Here is an 18,637-nt window from a genome sequence, read left to right on the forward strand (position 1 = left end):
GAAAACCAGACAGAGAAAGGGAACATAAAAATGAAAAAGTTTCTCGCATCCACGGTAGCGGCATCGGCGCTGGCGCTGATGCTCGGCATGACAAGTGTTCGCGCCGAGGACACCGTCGATCCGAACGCCAAACAGGGCGGCGCCATCACCATCACCTACAAGGATGATGTCGCCACGCTCGATCCGGCGATCGGCTATGACTGGCAGAACTGGTCGATGATCAAGAGCCTGTTCGACGGGCTGATGGATTACGAACCTGGCACCACCAATTTGAAGCCCGACCTTGCCGAGAGCTACGAGATAGCGCCCGACGGCAAGACCTTCACCTTCAAGCTGCGCCATGGCGTGAAATTCCACAATGGCCGCGAGATGACCGCCGACGACGTGAAATATTCGCTCGACCGCGTCACCAATCCAAAGACCCAGAGCCCCGGCGCCGGCTTTTTCGGCTCGATCAAGGGCTATGACGATGTCGCCGCCGGCAAGGCCGAGAGCCTCTCCGGCGTCACCGTCGTCGACCCCTACACGGTCAAGTTCGAACTGACCCGCCCCGACGCCACCTTCCTGCATGTCATGGCCATCAACTTCTCGCATGTCGTGCCGAAGGAAGAGGTCGAGAAATACGGCGCCGATTTCGGCAAGCATCCGGTCGGCACCGGCGCCTTCAAGCTCGCCGAATGGACACTCGGCCAGCGCATCGTTTTCGAGCGCAATGCGGACTACTGGCACAAGGGCCTGCCGCATCTGGACAAGATAACTTTCGAGATCGGCCAGGAGCCGATCGTGGCGCTGCTTCGCCTGCAGAAGGGCGAGATCGACGTGCCCGGCGACGGCATTCCGCCGGCAAAATTCCAGGAGGTGATGGCCGATCCGGAGCAGAAGGCGCGCGTCGTCGAAGGCGGCCAGCTGCACACCGGATATGTCACCATGAACACCACCATGGCGCCGTTCGACAATGTGAAGGTGCGCCAGGCGGTCAACATGGCGATCAACAAGGCGCGCATCATCCAGATCATCAACGGCCGCGCCGTGCCGGCCAACCAGCCGCTGCCGCCGTCGATGCCGGGCTACGACAAGGAGTACAAGGGCTATCCCTATGACGTCGCCAAGGCCAAGGCCCTGCTTGCCGAGGCCGGCCATCCCGATGGTTTCGAAACCCAGCTGTTCGCCATGAACACCGACCCCAACCCGCGCATCGCCCAGGCGATCCAGCAGGATCTGGCGGCGATTGGCATCAAGGCCAGCATCCAGTCGCTGGCGCAGGCCAATGTCATTGCCGCCGGCGGCGACAAGGCCGGCGCACCGATGATCTGGTCCGGCGGCATGGCCTGGATCGCCGACTTCCCGGACCCGTCGAACTTCTACGGCCCGATCCTCGGTTGCGCCGGTGCGGTACCGGGCGGCTGGAACTGGTCGTGGTACTGCAACAAGGATCTCGACGCCAAGGCGGCCGAGGCCGACTCGGTGGTCGACCCGGCCAAGGCCGGCGAGCGCGACAAGATGTGGAGCGCCATCTACGACAAGGTGATGGAAGACGCGCCCTGGGCGCCGGTCTTCAACGAGCAGCGCTTCACCATGAAATCGGCGCGCATGGGCGGCGCCGACAACCTCTATGTCGACCCGGTCCATATCCCGATCAACTACGACAATGTGTACGTAAAAGATGTGCAATAACTGCGACTACACCATCCACGGGCGCCAACATCATTTCGGCTGGGACAATTCGTTTGTCCCGGCCGAGCGGGTGGCGCCCGGCTCGACCATCGAGTTCCAGTGCCTCGATTCCTCCGGCGGCCAGTTGCAGGCCGACAGCACGGTCGCCGACGTCGCCAGGCTCGACTTCGCCACCGTCAATCCGGTGACCGGGCCGATTTTCGTCGAGGGCGCCGAGCCGGGTGACGCGCTGAAGGTGACGATCGAGATGTTCAAACCGTCCGGCTTCGGCTGGACGGCCAACATTCCCGGTTTCGGGCTGCTCGCCGACGATTTCAAGGAGCCGGCGCTGAACATCTGGAAATACGACGCTGCCTCGCTCGAGCCGGCGCTGTTCGGCAAAAATGCGCGGGTGCCGTTGAAACCCTTCGCCGGCACCATCGGCAACGCGCTGGCGGAAAAGGGCCACCACTCGGTGGTCCCGCCAAGGCGCGTCGGCGGCAATCTCGACATTCGCGATCTCGCCGCCGGCACCACGCTCTATCTGCCGGTGGAAGTGGCGGGCGCGCTGTTTTCGGTCGGCGATACCCATGCCGCGCAAGGCGACGGCGAGGTTTGCGGCACGGCGATCGAAAGCCCGATGGACGTCGTGCTCAAGCTCGATCTGGTCAAGGACGCCAGGCTGAAGACGCCGCGCTTCACCACGCCAGGCCCGGTGACGCGCCATCTCGACGCCAAGGGCTATGAGGTGACGACCGGCATCGGCCCGGACCTGATGGCGGGCGCCAGGGAAGCGGTCGCGCAGATGGTCGATCTGCTCGCCGGGAGGTACAAGATCGATCCGGTCGAAGCCTATATGCTGGCCTCTGTGTGCGGCGATCTCAGGATCAGCGAGATCGTCGACATGCCGAACTGGGTGGTGTCGTTCTATTTTCCGCGCTGCGTGTTTGAATGATGTCAAGTCGGCGCTGCACCCCCCTCTGTCCTGCCGGACATCTCCCCCTCAAGGGGGGAGATCAGATGTCACTTCGGCTTTCGCCAATCTCTAATGTTGCAAGGGGGAGCGCCGGCCCACGTGACGGCCAATCTCCCCCCTTGAGGGGGAGATGTCCGGCAGGACAGAGGGGGGCGTGCCGGAATAAACCTCTCAGAACTTTGCCTTTGCAATGACCTCAACCCCCGAACCCATCCTCGACATCGCCAACCTCTGCGTCAGCGTGCGCGGTGAGGATGGCGAGCGTGAGGTCGTCTCCGACCTGTCGCTGACGCTGGCGCGTGGCGAGACGCTCTGCATTGCCGGTGAATCCGGCTCCGGCAAATCGATGACCGCACTGGCCATCATGCAATTGCTGCCGCAGCCGGCGGCGCGCATATCGTCTGGGAAAATCCATCTGGGCGATACAGATCTGACGACTCTCGATGAGCGCGGGATGCGGCGCATTCGCGGCGACCGCATCGCCATGATCTTCCAGGAGCCGATGACCTCGCTCAACCCGGTGCTGTCGATCGGCCGGCAGCTCACCGAATCCATCGAGGCACACACCAGCCTGTCGCAGGGCGAAGCTCGTCAGCGCGCCATCGAGGCGTTGAAGGCGGTGCGCATTTCGGAAGCCGAAAGCCGGCTAAAGCAGTTTCCGCACGAGCTCTCCGGCGGCATGCGCCAGAGGGTGATGATCGCCATGGCGCTGGCGCTCGAGCCGGACGTGCTGATCGCCGACGAGCCGACGACGGCCCTCGACGTCACCGTGCAAGGCGAGGTGCTGGAGCTGCTGCGCGACCTGCAGCGCCAGCACGGCACCAGTGTCATCCTGATCACCCACGATATGGGCGTCGTCGCCGAAATGGCCGACCGCGTCATCATCATGCGGCATGGCCGCATGGTCGAAGAGGGAAAAACCGCTGACATTTTTGCCACGCCGCAAGCCGACTACACGCGCGAACTGCTTGCCGCAGTGCCGCGCATCGGCAGCGGTGTCGGCCGCCAAAAATCCAGGAATTCCGAGGCGGCGGCGCCGGCCAATGTCGCCGAGGTCAAGGACCTGCATGTCCGCTTCGACCTGCATGGCGGCTTCTTCGGCCGGGTCACCCGTCGCGTCCACGCCGTCGAAGGCGTCAGCTTTTCGATCGCGCCCAACGAGACGCTGGCGCTGGTCGGCGAATCCGGTTGCGGCAAGTCGACCACCGCCAAGGCGCTGGCCGGACTGGTGCCCTACAGCGGCGACATCGCGGTTGGCGGGCGCAATCTGTCCGGCCTTGGCCGCGACGAGCGTAAGGCGGTGCGCCGCGACGTGCAGATGATTTTTCAGGATCCCTACGCCTCGCTCGACCCGCGCATGCGCGTCGGCGAACTCGTCGCCGAGCCGCTGCTGATCCATGGCATTGCCTCGAAGCAAGAGCGCAGTGACCGTGTGGCCGCGCTGTTCGAGCGCGTCGGCCTGTCGGCCGATCAGATGGAGCTCTATCCGCATGAATTCTCCGGCGGCCAGCGCCAGCGCGTCTGTATTGCACGCGCTCTTGCGCTGCGGCCGAAGCTGATCATCGCCGACGAAAGCGTCTCGGCGCTCGACGTCTCGGTGCAGGCGCGCGTGCTCGATCTGTTGAAGGAATTGCAACGCGAATTCGGCGTCGCCTATCTCTTCATCTCGCACGACATGGCGGTGGTCGAGAACATCTCCGACCGCGTCGCCGTCATGTATCTCGGCCAGATCGTCGAAATGGGCACGCGCGACCAGGTCTTTTCCAACCCGCGCCACCCCTACACCAGACGCCTCATCGAAGCCGTGCCGGTGCCCGATCCAGCCAAGCGAAGAAGCCGCTTCGCCCGCCTGGACCAGGAGATCCCGAGCGCCACCCGCAGGATCGGCGAGGCGCCGTTGAAACTGGCGCTGAGGGATTTCGGCAACGGCCACCTCGTCGCCGCCGAGGGCTGAGCCGGCACTGCCGCCGGCGGTTCACGTGTTTGTGTCTCTATCTCGCGCTCAAGGCTCGCGTTCCGCCGCCAAACCGTATCGCTTCGAGCACGAAATCCCTAACGGCCTCTTGCCCTCTGTCCCTATCTTCCTCATGTTCAATACCATTGCGATGATCGATCGTAGGAGGGTCGGTCGGATTCATCGCTATGGGAGGAAGTCAACCATGAAGGTAAGCCTTTTCGTTTCCGCGGCACTTCTCGCCGTATCCGCGATCCCCGCCTCGGCCGCTGAAATTTCCGACGGCAAGGTCAAGATCGGCATCCTCAACGACCAATCGGGCGTCTACGCCGATTTCGGCGGGAAGTGGTCGGTCGAGGCGGCCAAGATGGCGGTCGAGGATTTCGGCGGCAAGGTGCAGGGAGCGCCGATAGAAATCATCAGCGCCGACCACCAGAACAAACCGGATATCGCCTCCAACATCGCGCGGCAGTGGTATGACACCGAGCAGGTCGATGCCATCATGGAACTGACGACCTCTTCGGTGGCGCTCGCCGTCCAGGGGATTTCCAAGGAAAAGAAGAAGATCGACATCGTCACCGGCGCGGCGACCACGGAGCTGACCGGCAAACAATGCTCGCCCTATGGCTTCCACTGGGCCTATGACACTCATTCGCAAGCGGTTGGGACAGGCGGCTCTCTCGTGCAGCAGGGCGGCGACAGCTGGTTCTTCGTCACCGTCGACTATGCATTCGGCTATTCGCTGAAGGATCAGACCACCAAGTTCGTCGAGAGCCATGGCGGCAAGGTGCTGGGCGAGGTGCGTTATCCCCTGGGATCGACCGATTATTCGTCCTTCCTGCTGCAGGCGCAATCGTCGGGCGCCAAGGTCATCGGCCTGGCCAATGCCGGCCTCGATACCTCCAACTCCATCAAGCAGGCGGCCGAATTCGGCATCGTGCAGGGCGGTCAGCGTCTTGCCGCACTCCTGTTCACGCTGGCCGAGGTGCATGGGCTTGGCCTTCAAGCGGCGCAGGGCGTTGTGCTGACCGAAGGCTATTATTGGGATCGCGACGACAAGAGCCGCGAATTCGGGCAGCGCTTTTTCAAGCGCACCAACCGCATGCCGAACATGATCCAGGCCTCGACCTATTCGGCGGTGACGCAGTACCTGAAAGCGATCGACAAGGCCGGCACGGACGAGACCGAAGCCGTCGCCAAGCAACTGCATTCGATGCCTGTGGACGACGCCGCGATAACCAACGGCAAAGTGCAGGCGGACGGCAACATGGTCCACGACATGTACCTCTATCAGGTCAAGTCGCCAGCCGAGAGCACCAAGGAGTGGGACTACTACAAATATCTCGCCACCATTCCTGGCAACGAGGCCTTCCTGAGCGAAAAGGAAAGCGGCTGTCCGACGGCCGGCCAGTGATCGGCGCGGCCGATGGCGCCGACTGACCTGAGCGCGAACGAGCCGCCTGTGGTGCTTTCCGCCCGCGGGTTGCGGCGTGACTTTGCCGGCTTCATCGCCGTGAAAAACGTCGATCTGGATGTTCGCCATGGCAACATCCATGCCCTGATCGGACCCAACGGCGCCGGCAAGACGACTGTCTTCAATCTGCTCACCAAGTTCCTGGCGCCGACCAGCGGCAGGATCGAGCTGCTTGGCCATGACATCACCCGCACGTCGCCGGCCAGGGTCGCGCGGATGGGCCTGGTGCGCTCGTTCCAGATATCGGCGATTTTTCCGCACCTCAGCGTGCTCGACAATGTCCGCGTCGCCCTGCAGCGGCCGGGCGGGCTCAGCGTTCAGTTCTGGCGCTCGCTGGCGGCGCTCGACCGGCTGACGCCGCGCGCCGAGGAATTGCTGCGCTCGGTCGGTCTCGACGACGCCAGGAACAGGCTCGCCGGCGACCTTTCCTACGGCAGGAAACGCGTGCTCGAGATCGCCACGACGCTGGCGCTCGACCCGAAAGTGCTGCTGCTGGACGAGCCGATGGCCGGCATGGGGCATGAGGATGTGGCCACGGTTTCCGACCTGATCCGTTCGGTGGCCAGGGATCGCGCCGTGCTGATGGTCGAGCACAATCTGACTGTCGTGGCCGACCTTTGCGACTGGATAACGGTCATGCAGCGCGGCGAGGTGCTGGCCGCCGGCGACTACGCCACGGTCAGCCGCGACGAGCGCGTCAAGATCGCCTATATGGGCACCGCCGATGACTAGTACCGCACCTCTGCTTGCCGTCAGCGGCCTCAACGCCTGGTATGGCGAGGGCCATGCGCTGCACGGCGTCGATCTGGAAGTGTTTTCCGGCGAGACGGTCACACTGCTCGGCCGCAATGGCGTCGGCAAGACGACGACGCTGCGCGCCATCATGGGGCTGATCCGCAAGCGAACCGGCGGGATCGCCTTCGACGGCCAGGATCTGATGCGGCTGCCGCTGCACCGCACCGCGCATCAGGGCATCGGCTTCGTGCCGGAGGAGCGCGGTATTTTCGCCACGCTGACCGTCGACGAGAACCTGGTTCTGCCGCCGGTCGTGGCCGAGGGCGGCATGAGCGTCGAGGAGATATTCGATCTGTTCCCCAATCTGAAGGAGCGGCGCAACAGTCCCGGCACCAGGCTGTCGGGCGGCGAACAGCAGATGCTGGCGATCGCGCGCATGTTGAGAACGGGTGTGAAAATGCTGCTTCTCGACGAGCCGACGGAGGGGCTCGCTCCCGTCATCGTGCAGCGCATCGGCGCGTTGCTGGCGACGTTGAAAAAGCGCGGCATGACGATCCTGCTGGTCGAGCAGAACTTCCGCTTCGCCAGCCGTGTCGCCGATCGTTTCTATCTGATGGAGCACGGCAAGGTGGTGGCAGGGTTCCCGGTCGGCGAGTTGCCGGACCGCATGACGCAGCTCCACGAAGTCCTGGGTGTATGATAGCGCCATGACGATGATCTTCGGCATCCCCGTTCAGGCCTTCCTCGGCCAGTTGCTGGTCGGCCTGATCAACGGCTCGTTCTACGCCATGCTGAGCCTGGGCCTGGCTGTCATATTCGGCCTGCTGCGGGTCATCAATTTCGCCCATGGCGCCCAGTATATGCTCGGCGCCTTCGTCGGCTATCTGCTGCTCACCTATCTCGGCATCGGCTACTGGCCCGCCTTGATCCTTGCGCCGCTGATCGTCGGTGTCTTCGGCATCGTGGTCGAGCGCCTGGCGCTGTCGCGGCTGTACGATCTCGACCCGCTCTACGGGCTGCTCTTCACCTTCGGCCTCGCGCTCGTGCTCGAAGGCATCTTCCGCTATTATTACGGCGTCTCGGGAAACCCCTACGCGGTGCCGCCGCTGCTTTCGGGAGGCACCAATCTCGGCTTCATGTTCCTGCCCAATTATCGCGGCTGGGTCGTCGTCGCCTCGCTGATCGTCTGCTTCGGAACCTGGGTGCTGATCGAGAAGACCAGGCTCGGTTCCTACCTGCGCGCCGCGACGGAGAATCCGCGCCTCGTCCAGGCTTTCGGCGTCAACGTGCCGTTGCTGCTGACGCTGACCTACGGTCTGGGCTCCGCGCTGGCCGGGCTTGCCGGAATTCTGGCAGCGCCGATCTATCAGGTGAGCCCGCTTATGGGGTCGGATCTCATCATCGTCGTCTTCGCCGTCGTCGTGGTCGGCGGCATGGGATCGATCCTTGGCGCCATCGTCACCGGCTACATGCTCGGCCTTGCCGAAGGCCTGACCAAGGTCTTCTATCCTGAGGCCTCCAACCTCGTGGTCTTCGTCATCATGGCCATCGTGCTTCTGGTCCGGCCGGCCGGCCTGTTCGGAAGGGACGCCTGACATGTCGGAAGGGACATCTGACATGCCAGAACTGACGCTTCGCGAGACATCGGCCAAAACCTCGGCACGGCTTGAATGGACGCTGGTCGGGCTGGGCATCCTGGCGCTGCTGGTGGCGCCTTTCCTGGTCTATCCGATCTTCCTGATGAAGATGCTGTGCTTTGCGCTGTTTGCCTGTGCGTTCAATCTCCTGCTCGGCTACACCGGGCTGCTGTCGTTCGGCCACGCCACCTTTTTCGGCGCCGCCGCCTACTTCACGGCGCATGCCGTCAAGGTCTGGGGCTGGCCGCCGGAAGCCGGCATTCTGCTCGGCATGGCGGGTGCGGCCTTGCTCGGCCTTGTCATGGGCTTTTTCGCCATTCGCCGGCAAGGCATCTATTTTGCCATGATCACGCTGGCGCTGTCGCAGATGTTCTTCTTCTTCTGCGTGCAGGCGCCGTTCACGCAAGGCGAGGATGGCATCCAAGGTGTGCCGCGCGGCATGCTGCTAGGCGTCCTCGACCTGAACGTCTCGCTGAACATGTATTATTTCGTGCTGGCGGTGTTCCTCGTCGGCGTCTTCGCCATCTGGCGCATCGTCAATTCGCCGTTCGGCATGATCCTGCGCTCGATCCGCGAAAACGAGAATCGCGCCATTTCGCTGGGCTATTCCGTCGCCAACTACAAGCTCGGCGCTTTCGTCATGTCGGCGGCGCTGGCCGGGCTGGCCGGCTCGCTCAAGGCGATCGTCTTCCAGTTCGCCACGCTCACCGACGTCACCTGGCAGATGTCGGGCGAGGTGATCCTGATGACGCTTCTGGGCGGCATCGGCACCATGGTCGGGCCGATCATCGGCGCCAGCCTTGTCATCGGCCTGGAAAACACGCTTGCCACTTCCGGCTTTCCGGTGACCATCGCCACCGGCCTGATCTTCATGGTGTGCGTGCTCGTCTTCCGGCGCGGCATCGTCGGCGAATTTTACGCGCGGATTTTCGGGCGAGCGGGAAAGGACTGACCAGCTGCAGGTTGGCGGGACGCGGTTTGCGCGTGGTGACGCATGCGTCACCACAATGAGCACCTGTCCGGATTCTTCAGAAAGCTATAGACCTCGATCAAATCGATGCGACTGCTTGCGACCTGGGGCAATTGCGACTCCATCGGAACGGGTGAGCACTGCTTTGGGCAAATCGTGATGCGCGCATTCTTTCGATTGCTTGTCGTTGTAATCATGGCGTCCGGCGTGACCGGTTGCACCAGTATTTCCTACTACGCGCAATCCGTGCAGGGCCATCTGCGGATCATGACAGCGCGCCAGGATGTCGGAAAACTGATCGAGGATCCGTCGACGCCGAAGGCATTGCGCGCGCGAATGGCATCGGCGAGCGCTATACGACAGTTCGCAACGGATGAACTGGCGCTGCCTGACAACAACAGCTACCGCAGCTATGTCGACATTGGTCGGGATTCGGTGACATGGGCTGTCTTCGCCGCGCCGGCATTTTCGCTGACGCCGCGAACATGGTGTTTCCCTGTTTTCGGCTGTGTTCCCTACCGGGGGTATTTCTCCAGGAAGTCCGCGACTGAAACCGCTGTCGAACTTCAGGGACAGGGCATGGACATCTATGTGACGGGCATCACGGCATATTCCACGCTTGGCTGGTCGAGCGACCCGCTGCTCAGCACGATGTTCGGCCAGGATGAAACCTATCTTGCAGCGCTGGTGTTCCATGAACTGGCCCACCAGCGCGTCTACGTGCACGACGATTCCGCATTCAACGAGGCGTTCGCTGTCGCCGTCGAAACAACCGGCGTGAAAAAATGGCTGCGCGCGACTGGCGATGCCGCCGCGTTGCGCCGTTACGAAGCCGCCCGGAAGCGCAAGGCTGAATTTCTTGCGCTGGTGTCGCGGACCCGCGACGAGTTGGCGCAAGTCTATTCCAACGCTGGTACCTCGGAGCAAAAACTGGCCGCGAAGACGGCCGCGATTGAACGGCTGCGGATGCGCTACCGACACATGCGCGACAGGCGCTGGGGCCGATACCGGGGATACGACGCCTGGTTCGCTTCCCCGATCAACAACGCAAAGCTCGCCGCGACGTCCGTTTATAGCGATCGGGTGACCGCGTTTCTGCGCCTGTTCGACTTGTGTTCGGGCGACTATGTCAGGTTCTATGCGTCAGTCCGACGGATTGGCGCACTGGACCAAGCTCACCGTGCCGAAGCCCTTGCGGCGGCAGATCGCTGTTATTGAGCCGGTCAAAAGGGATGGCCCGAAGCGTCGGAGAACTTGCGTCCGAAACCAACCAAATCGCGCGATTGAGATCGCCCGCGCGGTTCTACTGGTCCGAGAACTTCACGCTCACGCCGCGCTGCCGAAAATAAGCCTGCATCAACTTGCGGCCCGAGCGGTTGTTCTGCGCCAGCTTGGCCGGATCGAACACCGCCTGTTTGATCCCCTCTCGCGTCAGCGCCGCCTTAAGCGCCGCGATATGTGTGTCGATGTCGGCATTGTCCGCCCGGAGCGAGGCATAGATGCTCTCGGTCGCCTCGGCCACGGTCAGTTCGCTCATTGGTGTCGTCCTTTGGTTGGTTGGGCGGCGCTTAGCACAGATTCGCGGTCCGCCGATACCGAGACCGTCAGTACACAGCGCCCGTCGTGAAAGCGAACCGTTCCTTATGGGGCTTCGTAGAGTTCCAGCGGCAATCCATCCGGGTCCCTGAAAAAGGTAAACCGTTGGTCTGTGTATGGGTCGATCCGGATTGGCTCGACGGCAACGCCTGCGGCTTCCAGGCGGACAATTACGGGATCAAGATTAGCCACAGCGAATGCCAGATGTCTCAGGCCTGTAGCCTCTGGGTGGGACGGCCGCATCGCCGATGCAGGGAAGGAGAACAATTCCAGTTGGGTCGATCCGATCCGCAGATCCGCCTTCCATGATTGCCGCTCCTCCCGATAAACCTCCCGGATCAGATCGAGGCCGAGGAGTTCGACGTAGAACCGTCGCGACTGGTCGTAGTCGGTGCAGATGAGCGCGACGTGGTGAATGGCGTTCAGCATGCTGCTAACCTTGGTCAAGCCGGGATATGAGGCCAAGACGCTTCAAGGCCTGGATCGTCGCGCGCCACGGCTCTGATTTGCCCTGTCCTTCCACCTCACCCATAACACCCGCGTTCCACCGCCAAACGCCGCACCAGCGCCAGCACGGCATCGATGGTCGGGGTCGGCTTGTCCGTGAGCCGGCCAAGTTCCTGCACCGCGCTCACCAGCGCGTCGATCTCCATCGGCCGGCCGCGCTCCAGATCCTGCAGCATCGAGGTCTTGTGTTCGCCGACATCGCCGGCGCCCTTGATGCGCCGGTCGACCGCTATGGGAAAACGCACGCCGAGGCTTTCGCCGATCGCCTGCGCCTCCAGCATCATGGTGCGGGCGAGCGCGCGGGTGCCATCGTCGGCAACGATCGCGGCCAGCGTGCTGCCGGTCAGCGCCGAGATCGGGTTGAAGGAGAGATTGCCCCACAGTTTTACCCAGATTTCGCTACGGATGTCCTCGCGCACCGGCGCTTGCAGGCCGGCCTTGACCATCTCCTCGGCCAGAAGCGTGACCCGTTCGCTGCGCTCGCCGGAGGGTTCGCCGAGCGAGAAACGTTTGCCCTCGACATGGTGGATGAGGCCCGGCGCATCGACCTCGACGGCGGGATAGACGACCGAGCCGATGACGCGGTCCGGTCCGATCCGCTGCCAGATCGCGCCGCCGGGATCGACCGCGTTCAGCCTGGTGCCTTCGAGCGGCCCGCCGACGCCGTGGAAATACCACCAGGGCACGCCGTTCTGCATGGTGACGACTGATGTGTGGTCCCCGAGTAGCGGCGCGATCTGGTCAAGGGCTGGGGAGAGCGAATGGGCCTTCAGCGCCAGCACGACGTAATCCTGGGCGCCAAGCTCGTCGGCTTTGGCGGCGGCCCGGACGGGGACCGAAATCTCCTGGCCATCCTCGATCAGGCGCAGGCCGTCCGCCTTGATGGCTTCCAGATGCGCGCCGCGCGCGACGATCGAAAGATCGGTCCGCCCAGTGATGGCGAGCTTGGCCGCAAGATAGCCGCCAATCGCACCGGCGCCGAAGATGGTGATCTTCATCGTCAAAGCCCGAGTTTGGCAGCAAGGCCGATGCGCTGCAATTTGCCGGTCGCACCCTTGGGGATCTCGTCCAGGATCAGGATCTTGCGCGGCACCTTGAAATCGGCAAGCCGTGTCGCGGCATAGGTGCGGATGTCGCCCTCGGTGGCACTGATGCCTTCGCGCAGCACAACCGCCGCGGCCACCTCCTCGCCAAGCTTGTCATGCGGCATGGCGAAGGTGACGACCTGCGCCACCGCCGGATGATCCATCAGCACGTCGTCGACCTCGAGCGGCGAGATCTTTTCGCCACCGCGGTTGATGATCTCCTTGAGCCGACCGGTGACCCGGAGATAGCCGTCCTCGTCGAGCACGCCCTGGTCGCCAGTGTGGAACCAGCCATGCGCGAAAGCCGTGGCATTGGCATCCGGGTTCTTTTCGTAGCCCGTCGTGACGTTGGGTCCGCGAATGACGATCTCGCCGGTCTCGCCGGCTGCGAGCAGCCGCCCGTCGGGCGCCATGACACCCACGTCCGGACCGGCGGAGGCACCGACGCTGCCGGGCTTGCGCTGGCCTGGCGGCAGCCGGTTCGATGCCATCTGGTGGGCGGCCTCGGTCATCCCGTAGGATTCGATCACCGGGCAGCCGAAGGTCGCCTCCAGCTCAGTCATCACCTGCGCCGGCAGCGACGCCGAGGATGAGCGGATGAAGCGCAGACGCGCCGCCGCCAGCGCCTCGGTGTTGCGTGCCGCGCGGGGCAGGATCGCCTGATGCATGGTCGGCACCGCCGTGTACCAACTGGGCTGCGCCTCGCTCAGCCACTGGAAGAAGCGCAGCGCGTTGAAGCCGGGCGTGCAATAGATGCTGCCACCGGCAGCCAGCGACGACAGCACGGCCGCGATCAGGCCGTGGATGTGGAACAGCGGCATGATGTTGAGGCAACGGTCGTCTGGCGTCAGGCCAAGCGTGCCGCCGATATGGGCAGCCGAGGCCGCAATGTTTGCATGGCTGAGCGGCACCAGTTTTGGACGCGATGTCGTGCCGGAGGTATGCAGCAGCAGCGCAATGTCGCTGTCTTGCGCCATGTCGGGCGCGGCCTGCGGTCCGATCGCTGCGCCCTCGATCATGAAGCTGCCAGCGGGTGTGGCGGGCTGCACGACAAGCCGCAGCACGCCGATGCCGAGGCGTTCGGCCACCGTCACCGCCGGTCCGGTCTCGCCCTCCGCCACAAGGATCGCCTTGGCGCCGATGTCGGTGAGGTAGAAATCGAGCTCGTCGGCCCGGTAGGCGGGGTTGAGCGGAGCCGTCGAGGCGACGGCCGCCACGGCGACGAAGGCGGTGGCCATCTCGGGCCCGTTCGGCAGCACGATCGCCACCCTGTCGCCGCGGCCGATGCCGCGCGCATGCAGCTGTTTTGCCGTATCGGCGATCAGGCTGCGCAATTCGCCATGGCTAAGCGTCGCCCTGTCGGGTGCCAGGATGGCGGGCGCATCGTCGGCGCCGGCGGCGAGACGGCGGGAGAGATCTGCGTGGGTTTCGGTTTGGGTCATGATCACCGGCTGGATTTCGAACGACTATTGGCGGGAGCCCTTCTGACGGGCTTGCCTCGATACGGATACGCCATTGGACAACGGATCGCCTCAGTAGCCAAGCGCCAAACCATCCTTGCGCGGATCGGAAGCGCCGGTCAGCGTCCCCTTCTCCCAGTCGATCAGCACCACCTGCCCGCCGCCCAGCGGGTGATGCGGTTCGGCGATGCGGTGGCCGCGCCGGCGCAGGCCCTCGATTGCATCAGTGGGAACGCCACGCTCGGCCTCCACGGTGTCATCATTGTAAAACACCCTCGGCGCATCCAGCGCCTGCTGCGGGTCCATGCCGAAGTCGATCATGTTGGTCAGCAGATGGACATGGCCGAACGGCTGATAGCCGCCGCCCATGACCCCGAACGGCATCACCACGCGGCCGTTCTTCGTCGCCATGCCCGGCATGATCGTGTGCATCGGCCGCTTGCCCGGTGCGATCGCGTTCGGATGCGCCGGGTCGAGGCGGAAGCTCGAACCGCGGTTCTGCAGCACGACGCCGGTCTTCGGGCCGACGACGCCGCTGCCGAACGAATAATAGGTCGAGTTGATGAAGGAGACCGCGTTGCGGTCGCGGTCGACGATGGAGATGTAGACCGTATCGCTGCCGGGCAGCTCCACGCGCGGCAGATGCGTCATGGCGCGGCCGCGGTCGATCTCGGCGCGCAGCCGGTCGGCATAGGCGCCGGACAGGAGCTGCTTCACGGGCGCTGGGACATGGTCCTGGTCGCCGACATAGCGGTCGCGGTCGCGATAGGCCAGGCGCCCGGCCTCGATCTCCAGATGCAGGCGCTCGGCGCCATTGGGGTCGAGCCCGCCGAGCTCGAAGCCCGATAGCAAATTGAGCATCAAAAGCGCCGTCAGCCCCTGATTGTTCGGCGGCATCTGGTGGATCTCATGGCCGCCATAGGAGGTGCTGACCGGCGCCACATAGTCGCCTCTGGTCGCGGCAAAATCCTCGGCCGTATGAAGTCCGCCCAATTGGTTGAGCCGGCTCACCATATCGTCGGCGATAGCGCCTTCGTAGAAACCGGACCGGCCGAGTTTGGCGATGATGCGCAAGGTCGCCGCCAGTTCAGGCTGCCGGTGGACGTCACCCGCCTTCGGCGCCTTGCCGCCGGGCAGGAAGATGCGCGTGGCGTGCTCGTCGGCCGACAGATCGGTTTCCGGTTCGGCCCAGTCGAAGGCGACGCGGTCGTGCACGACATAGCCGTTCTCGGCATAGTGGATGGCCGGCGCCAGCGCCTCGGCAAGGCCCTTGCGGCCATGGTCTTCGAGCAGGCGGCTCCAGGCATCGACGGCACCCGGCACGGTGACCGCATGCGGCCCCTGCAACGGGATACGGTCGAAGCCTTTTTCGCGGTACCAGTCGACTGTCGCCCTGGCAGGCGCGCGGCCGGACCCATTGAAGGCCAGCACATTGCCTTGTCCCCCGGGAGAATAGAGCACGAAGCAGTCGCCGCCGATGCCTGTCGATTGCGGCTCGACCACGCCCTGCACGGCGGCGGCGCAGACCGCGGCATCCATGGCATTGCCGCCGGAGCGCAGCATGTCGATGGCCGCAAGGGTTGCAAGCGGATGCGAGGTCGCGGCAACCGCCTCGGTGGCACGAACCGGCGAGCGGCCGGGAAACTGGAAATCACGCATTCTGTCTGGATATCCCATGGTCACTTCTGCGAATTCGTCTGGTGAAATCAATGCCGCCGGCCGAAGATCTGCGCAACCGACAACAGCACGACCGAGAGCACGATCAGGCAGGTCGAGATGGCGGCGATCGTCGGGTCGATCTGATCGCGCAGCGCATTGAACATGCGGCGCGTCAATGTCGTGGTCTCGCCGCCCGATATGAACAGCGAAACCACCACTTCGTCGAAGGAGGTGATGAAGGCAAACAGCGCGCCCGAGACGATCGAGAAGCGGATCTGTGGCATCGTCACCTGCCAGAAGGCGGCGACACGGCCGGCGCCGAGGCTGCGCGCCACCCGCTCCTGATTCATGTCGTAGGAGCGCAGCCCGGAAAGCACGGTCAGCACCACCAGCGGCAGCGCCTGCACCGTGTGCGCGATGACCAGGCCGGTCAGCGTGTTGTTGAGCCCGATGCGCGCATAGAGGAAGAAGGTGCCGATGCCGATCAGGATCACCGGGACGATCAGCGACGCCGTCAGCAGCGCATTGATGGTGCCGTTGAAGCGCAGCGTGCCCCGGTTGATGGCATAGGCTGCGGCAGTACCAAGCGGCGTCGCCACCAGCACCGTCATGATCGCGACCTTGACCGAGACGATCGTGGCGTCGCGCCATTCCAGCGACCCGAAATAGGTCTGGTACCAGCGCAGCGACCATTGCTGCGGCGGGAATTGCAGCAGCGTCGAGTCCGAAAACGACATGATGACGATGATGATCGACGGCGCGATCAGGAACAGAAGCACGAGGCCGCCGAGGCAATAGAGCCACAGCCGTTGCCGGTGCGAGATAGGCAGGCCAAAATCCTCGCTCATCGCGAACTCCACACACCTGTGGCGCGCGCGCCGAGCAGCCACTGGAACAGGCCGAGAAGCGCCAGCGTGACCACCAGCAGCACCACGCCGAGTGCTGCACCCGCACCCCAGTTGGAATAGAGGCTGGTGGTCTGCTCCATGCGCATCGCCCACATGATGACCTTGCCGCCGCCCATCAGCGCAGGCGTGACGAAGAAGCCCAGGCACAGCACGAAGACGATGACCACGCCTGAGGCGAGGCCGGGCAGCGACAGCGGAAAGAAAATCTGCCGGAAGGTGGCGGCCGGGCCGGCGCCGAGGTTCATGCCGGCGCGCAGGCAGTCGGTGTCGATTGTCTTCATCGAGGCGTAAAGCGGCAGCACCAGGAACGGCAGCAGGATATGCGTCATGCCGATGACGACGCCCGAAAAATTGTTGGCGAGCGATAGCGGCTGGCTGATGACACCGAGGTCGATCAGCCAGCTGTTGATCAGGCCCTTGCGCTGCAGGATCACCAGCCAGGCATAGGTGCGCACCAGGACCGATGTCCAGAACGGCAGGATGACGAAGATCAGGCAGATCGACGCCGCGCGGCGCGGCAGTTGCGACAACATGTAGGCCAGGGGATAGCCGAGCAGCACGCAGGCGCCGGTGACGATGAAGGCGACCTTGAAGGTGGTGACAAAGGTCTTGATGTAGGAGGCCTGCTCGAAGAATCGCGCATAATTGGCGGCGCTGAAGCCGCCCGCTTCGTCGAACAGCGACAGCCAGAACAGCCAGCCGATGGGCACGATGATGATGGCGAAGACCAGCAACAGGCTCGGCGACAGCAGCGCCAGCAGCCGCAACGACTCGCGCCGCGCGTCCGTGCGCAGCGCCTGCGTGTTCAAATCCGGGCCCGCGCGGCCGGCATTCTCCTGCATGACGGCGGTCTGCGCGCTCATCAGTCTGCCGCTACCAGGATTGTGTCCTGCGCATCGAGACCGAACGAGACTGGCTGGCCGGGCGCCGGCATTTTCGCCAGCACATCGCTGCGGCAATAGTCGCGCAAAGTCAGCTGCCGGCCGTCGCGCAGCACGGCATAGCAGACGAAGCTGTCGCCCTGATAGATGATGTCACTGAGCGTCGCGTTGAGCACGTTGACGCCGCTTGTCGGTTCGGCGGTTGCCAAGAGCCGCAGCTTTTCCGGCCGCACCACCATCAGGTACTGGCCTGCCGCCGGCGTCGCCGCCGCCGTATGGATTCTTCGGTCCTCGTACCAGACGGAGCCGTTGCGGCACTCGACCGGAATGAAATTCGATTCGCCGATGAAGCCTGCTACAAATTGCGTTTGTGGCCTGGCGTAGAGGCTTTCGGGCTTGTCGAGCTGTTCGATGCGTCCGCCGTTCATGACAGCAATGCGGTCCGACATGGTGATGGCTTCGCGCTGGTCGTGCGTGACATAGACGGTGGTCATGCCGAGCCGCCGATGCAGGGCGCGCAGCTCGATCTGCATGTGCTCGCGCAGGCCCTTGTCGAGCGCCGACAAGGGTTCGTCCATAAGCACGATGCGCGGCTCGAAGACGATGGCGCGCGCCAGCGCCACGCGCTGGCGTTGGCCGCCGGAGAGCTGGTCGACCCGGCGCTCGCCCAGTCCCTGCAATTTCACCAGATCGAGTGCCTTCTCGACACGCTCGGCCGTCTCGGCGGCGGCGACGCCGCGTTGCTTCAGCGGAAAGGCGATGTTGTGAAAGACGTTCATATGCGGAAACAGCGCGTAGTTCTGGAACACCATGCCGATGTTGCGCTTGTGCGGCGGCGTGGTGATGATCTCGTGGCCGCCGACCCTGATCGAGCCGGCATTGGCCCGCACGAAACCGGCCAGGATCATCAGCAGCGTCGTCTTGCCGGAACCGGAAGGCCCCAGCAGCGTCAGGAATTCACCAGCCTCGACATCGAGGTTGAGGTCGCGCAGCACAGGCACGCTGCCAAATCGTTTCTCGATCCCGCGCATGCCGATCGGCAACGCGGATGGCGCAATGGACAAGATTTTTCTCTCCCAGGGGCTGAGGCGGCGAAAGCAGGGCGAGGCGTCGCCCTGCCGTGGTTTGGATTGCGGCCGCAG

General features: G+C 63.9%; 17 protein-coding genes. 9 read left to right on the forward strand and 8 right to left on the reverse strand.

Annotated elements, in window-relative coordinates; genetic code table 11:
* Nucleotides 1-30: 30 nt before the first annotated feature.
* The 9 genes from EOB49_RS10540 to EOB49_RS10585 all read left to right on the forward strand — a co-directional run bounded on the left by EOB49_RS10540 (nt 31) and on the right by EOB49_RS10585 (nt 10,617).
* Complete coding sequence (locus EOB49_RS10540; RefSeq protein WP_127380922.1) at nt 31-1,674, forward strand: ABC transporter substrate-binding protein; 1,644 nt, start codon at nt 31-33, stop codon at nt 1,672-1,674.
* Complete coding sequence (locus tag EOB49_RS10545) at nt 1,664-2,608, forward strand: acetamidase/formamidase family protein (RefSeq protein ID WP_127321079.1); 945 nt, start codon at nt 1,664-1,666, stop codon at nt 2,606-2,608. Before EOB49_RS10540 ends, EOB49_RS10545 begins: the two co-directional genes overlap by 11 nt.
* 211 nt (nt 2,609-2,819) lie before the next feature.
* The gene (locus tag EOB49_RS10555) at nt 2,820-4,583 is read left to right on the forward strand and encodes an ABC transporter ATP-binding protein (protein WP_127380923.1); all 1,764 of its coding nucleotides are present in this window, start codon (nt 2,820-2,822) and stop codon (nt 4,581-4,583) included.
* Between the two features lie 205 nt (nt 4,584-4,788).
* On the forward strand, nt 4,789-5,997 hold the full coding sequence (locus EOB49_RS10560) for an ABC transporter substrate-binding protein (RefSeq protein ID WP_127321081.1): 1,209 nt from the start codon (nt 4,789-4,791) through the stop codon (nt 5,995-5,997).
* Between the two features lie 12 nt (nt 5,998-6,009).
* Nucleotides 6,010-6,789 (forward strand): ABC transporter ATP-binding protein, encoded by a 780-nt coding sequence (locus EOB49_RS10565; RefSeq protein WP_127380924.1) that lies wholly within the window; start codon nt 6,010-6,012, stop codon nt 6,787-6,789.
* Complete coding sequence (locus EOB49_RS10570; protein ID WP_127321082.1) at nt 6,782-7,492, forward strand: ABC transporter ATP-binding protein; 711 nt, start codon at nt 6,782-6,784, stop codon at nt 7,490-7,492. The genes EOB49_RS10565 and EOB49_RS10570 overlap by 8 nt, the downstream gene beginning before the upstream one ends.
* Nucleotides 7,493-7,499: 7 nt before the next feature.
* Nucleotides 7,500-8,387, forward strand: coding sequence for a branched-chain amino acid ABC transporter permease (locus EOB49_RS10575; protein WP_127321083.1), 888 nt, complete (start codon nt 7,500-7,502; stop codon nt 8,385-8,387).
* A 22-nt stretch (nt 8,388-8,409) separates the two neighbouring features.
* The gene (locus tag EOB49_RS10580; RefSeq protein WP_127380925.1) at nt 8,410-9,381 is read left to right on the forward strand and encodes a branched-chain amino acid ABC transporter permease; all 972 of its coding nucleotides are present in this window, start codon (nt 8,410-8,412) and stop codon (nt 9,379-9,381) included.
* Nucleotides 9,382-9,558: 177 nt separating this feature from the next.
* Nucleotides 9,559-10,617, forward strand: a complete 1,059-nt coding sequence (locus tag EOB49_RS10585) for an aminopeptidase (RefSeq protein WP_127380947.1) — start codon at nt 9,559-9,561, stop codon at nt 10,615-10,617.
* Between the two features lie 85 nt (nt 10,618-10,702).
* Here the strand turns inward: EOB49_RS10585 and EOB49_RS10590 are convergent, their stop codons facing one another.
* The 8 genes from EOB49_RS10590 to EOB49_RS10625 form a co-directional block, all read right to left on the reverse strand.
* The gene (locus EOB49_RS10590; protein WP_127267610.1) at nt 10,703-10,936 is read right to left on the reverse strand and encodes a hypothetical protein; all 234 of its coding nucleotides are present in this window, start codon (nt 10,934-10,936) and stop codon (nt 10,703-10,705) included.
* A 104-nt stretch (nt 10,937-11,040) separates the two neighbouring features.
* The gene (locus tag EOB49_RS10595) at nt 11,041-11,424 is read right to left on the reverse strand and encodes a VOC family protein (RefSeq protein WP_127380926.1); all 384 of its coding nucleotides are present in this window, start codon (nt 11,422-11,424) and stop codon (nt 11,041-11,043) included.
* Between the two features lie 95 nt (nt 11,425-11,519).
* On the reverse strand, nt 11,520-12,500 hold the full coding sequence (locus tag EOB49_RS10600) for a 2-dehydropantoate 2-reductase (RefSeq protein WP_127380927.1): 981 nt from the start codon (nt 12,498-12,500) through the stop codon (nt 11,520-11,522).
* 2 nt (nt 12,501-12,502) lie between these two features.
* Nucleotides 12,503-14,029, reverse strand: coding sequence for an acyl--CoA ligase (locus EOB49_RS10605; protein ID WP_127380928.1), 1,527 nt, complete (start codon nt 14,027-14,029; stop codon nt 12,503-12,505).
* A 90-nt stretch (nt 14,030-14,119) separates the two neighbouring features.
* On the reverse strand, nt 14,120-15,706 hold the full coding sequence (ggt, locus tag EOB49_RS10610; protein WP_127380929.1) for a gamma-glutamyltransferase: 1,587 nt from the start codon (nt 15,704-15,706) through the stop codon (nt 14,120-14,122).
* A gap of 47 nt (nt 15,707-15,753) precedes the next feature.
* The gene (locus EOB49_RS10615; protein WP_127380930.1) at nt 15,754-16,554 is read right to left on the reverse strand and encodes an ABC transporter permease; all 801 of its coding nucleotides are present in this window, start codon (nt 16,552-16,554) and stop codon (nt 15,754-15,756) included.
* On the reverse strand, nt 16,551-17,477 hold the full coding sequence (locus EOB49_RS10620; protein ID WP_127380931.1) for an ABC transporter permease: 927 nt from the start codon (nt 17,475-17,477) through the stop codon (nt 16,551-16,553). Before EOB49_RS10620 ends, EOB49_RS10615 begins: the two co-directional genes overlap by 4 nt.
* A complete protein-coding gene (locus EOB49_RS10625; RefSeq protein WP_127380932.1) occupies nt 17,477-18,559 on the reverse strand; it encodes an ABC transporter ATP-binding protein in 1,083 nt (360 codons plus the stop codon). The genes EOB49_RS10620 and EOB49_RS10625 overlap by 1 nt, the downstream gene beginning before the upstream one ends.
* Nucleotides 18,560-18,637 lie beyond the last annotated feature (78 nt).

Origin of the sequence: Mesorhizobium sp. M7A.F.Ca.MR.148.00.0.0, from assembly GCF_003997735.1 — a bacterium.
Classification (GTDB): domain Bacteria; phylum Pseudomonadota; class Alphaproteobacteria; order Rhizobiales; family Rhizobiaceae; genus Mesorhizobium.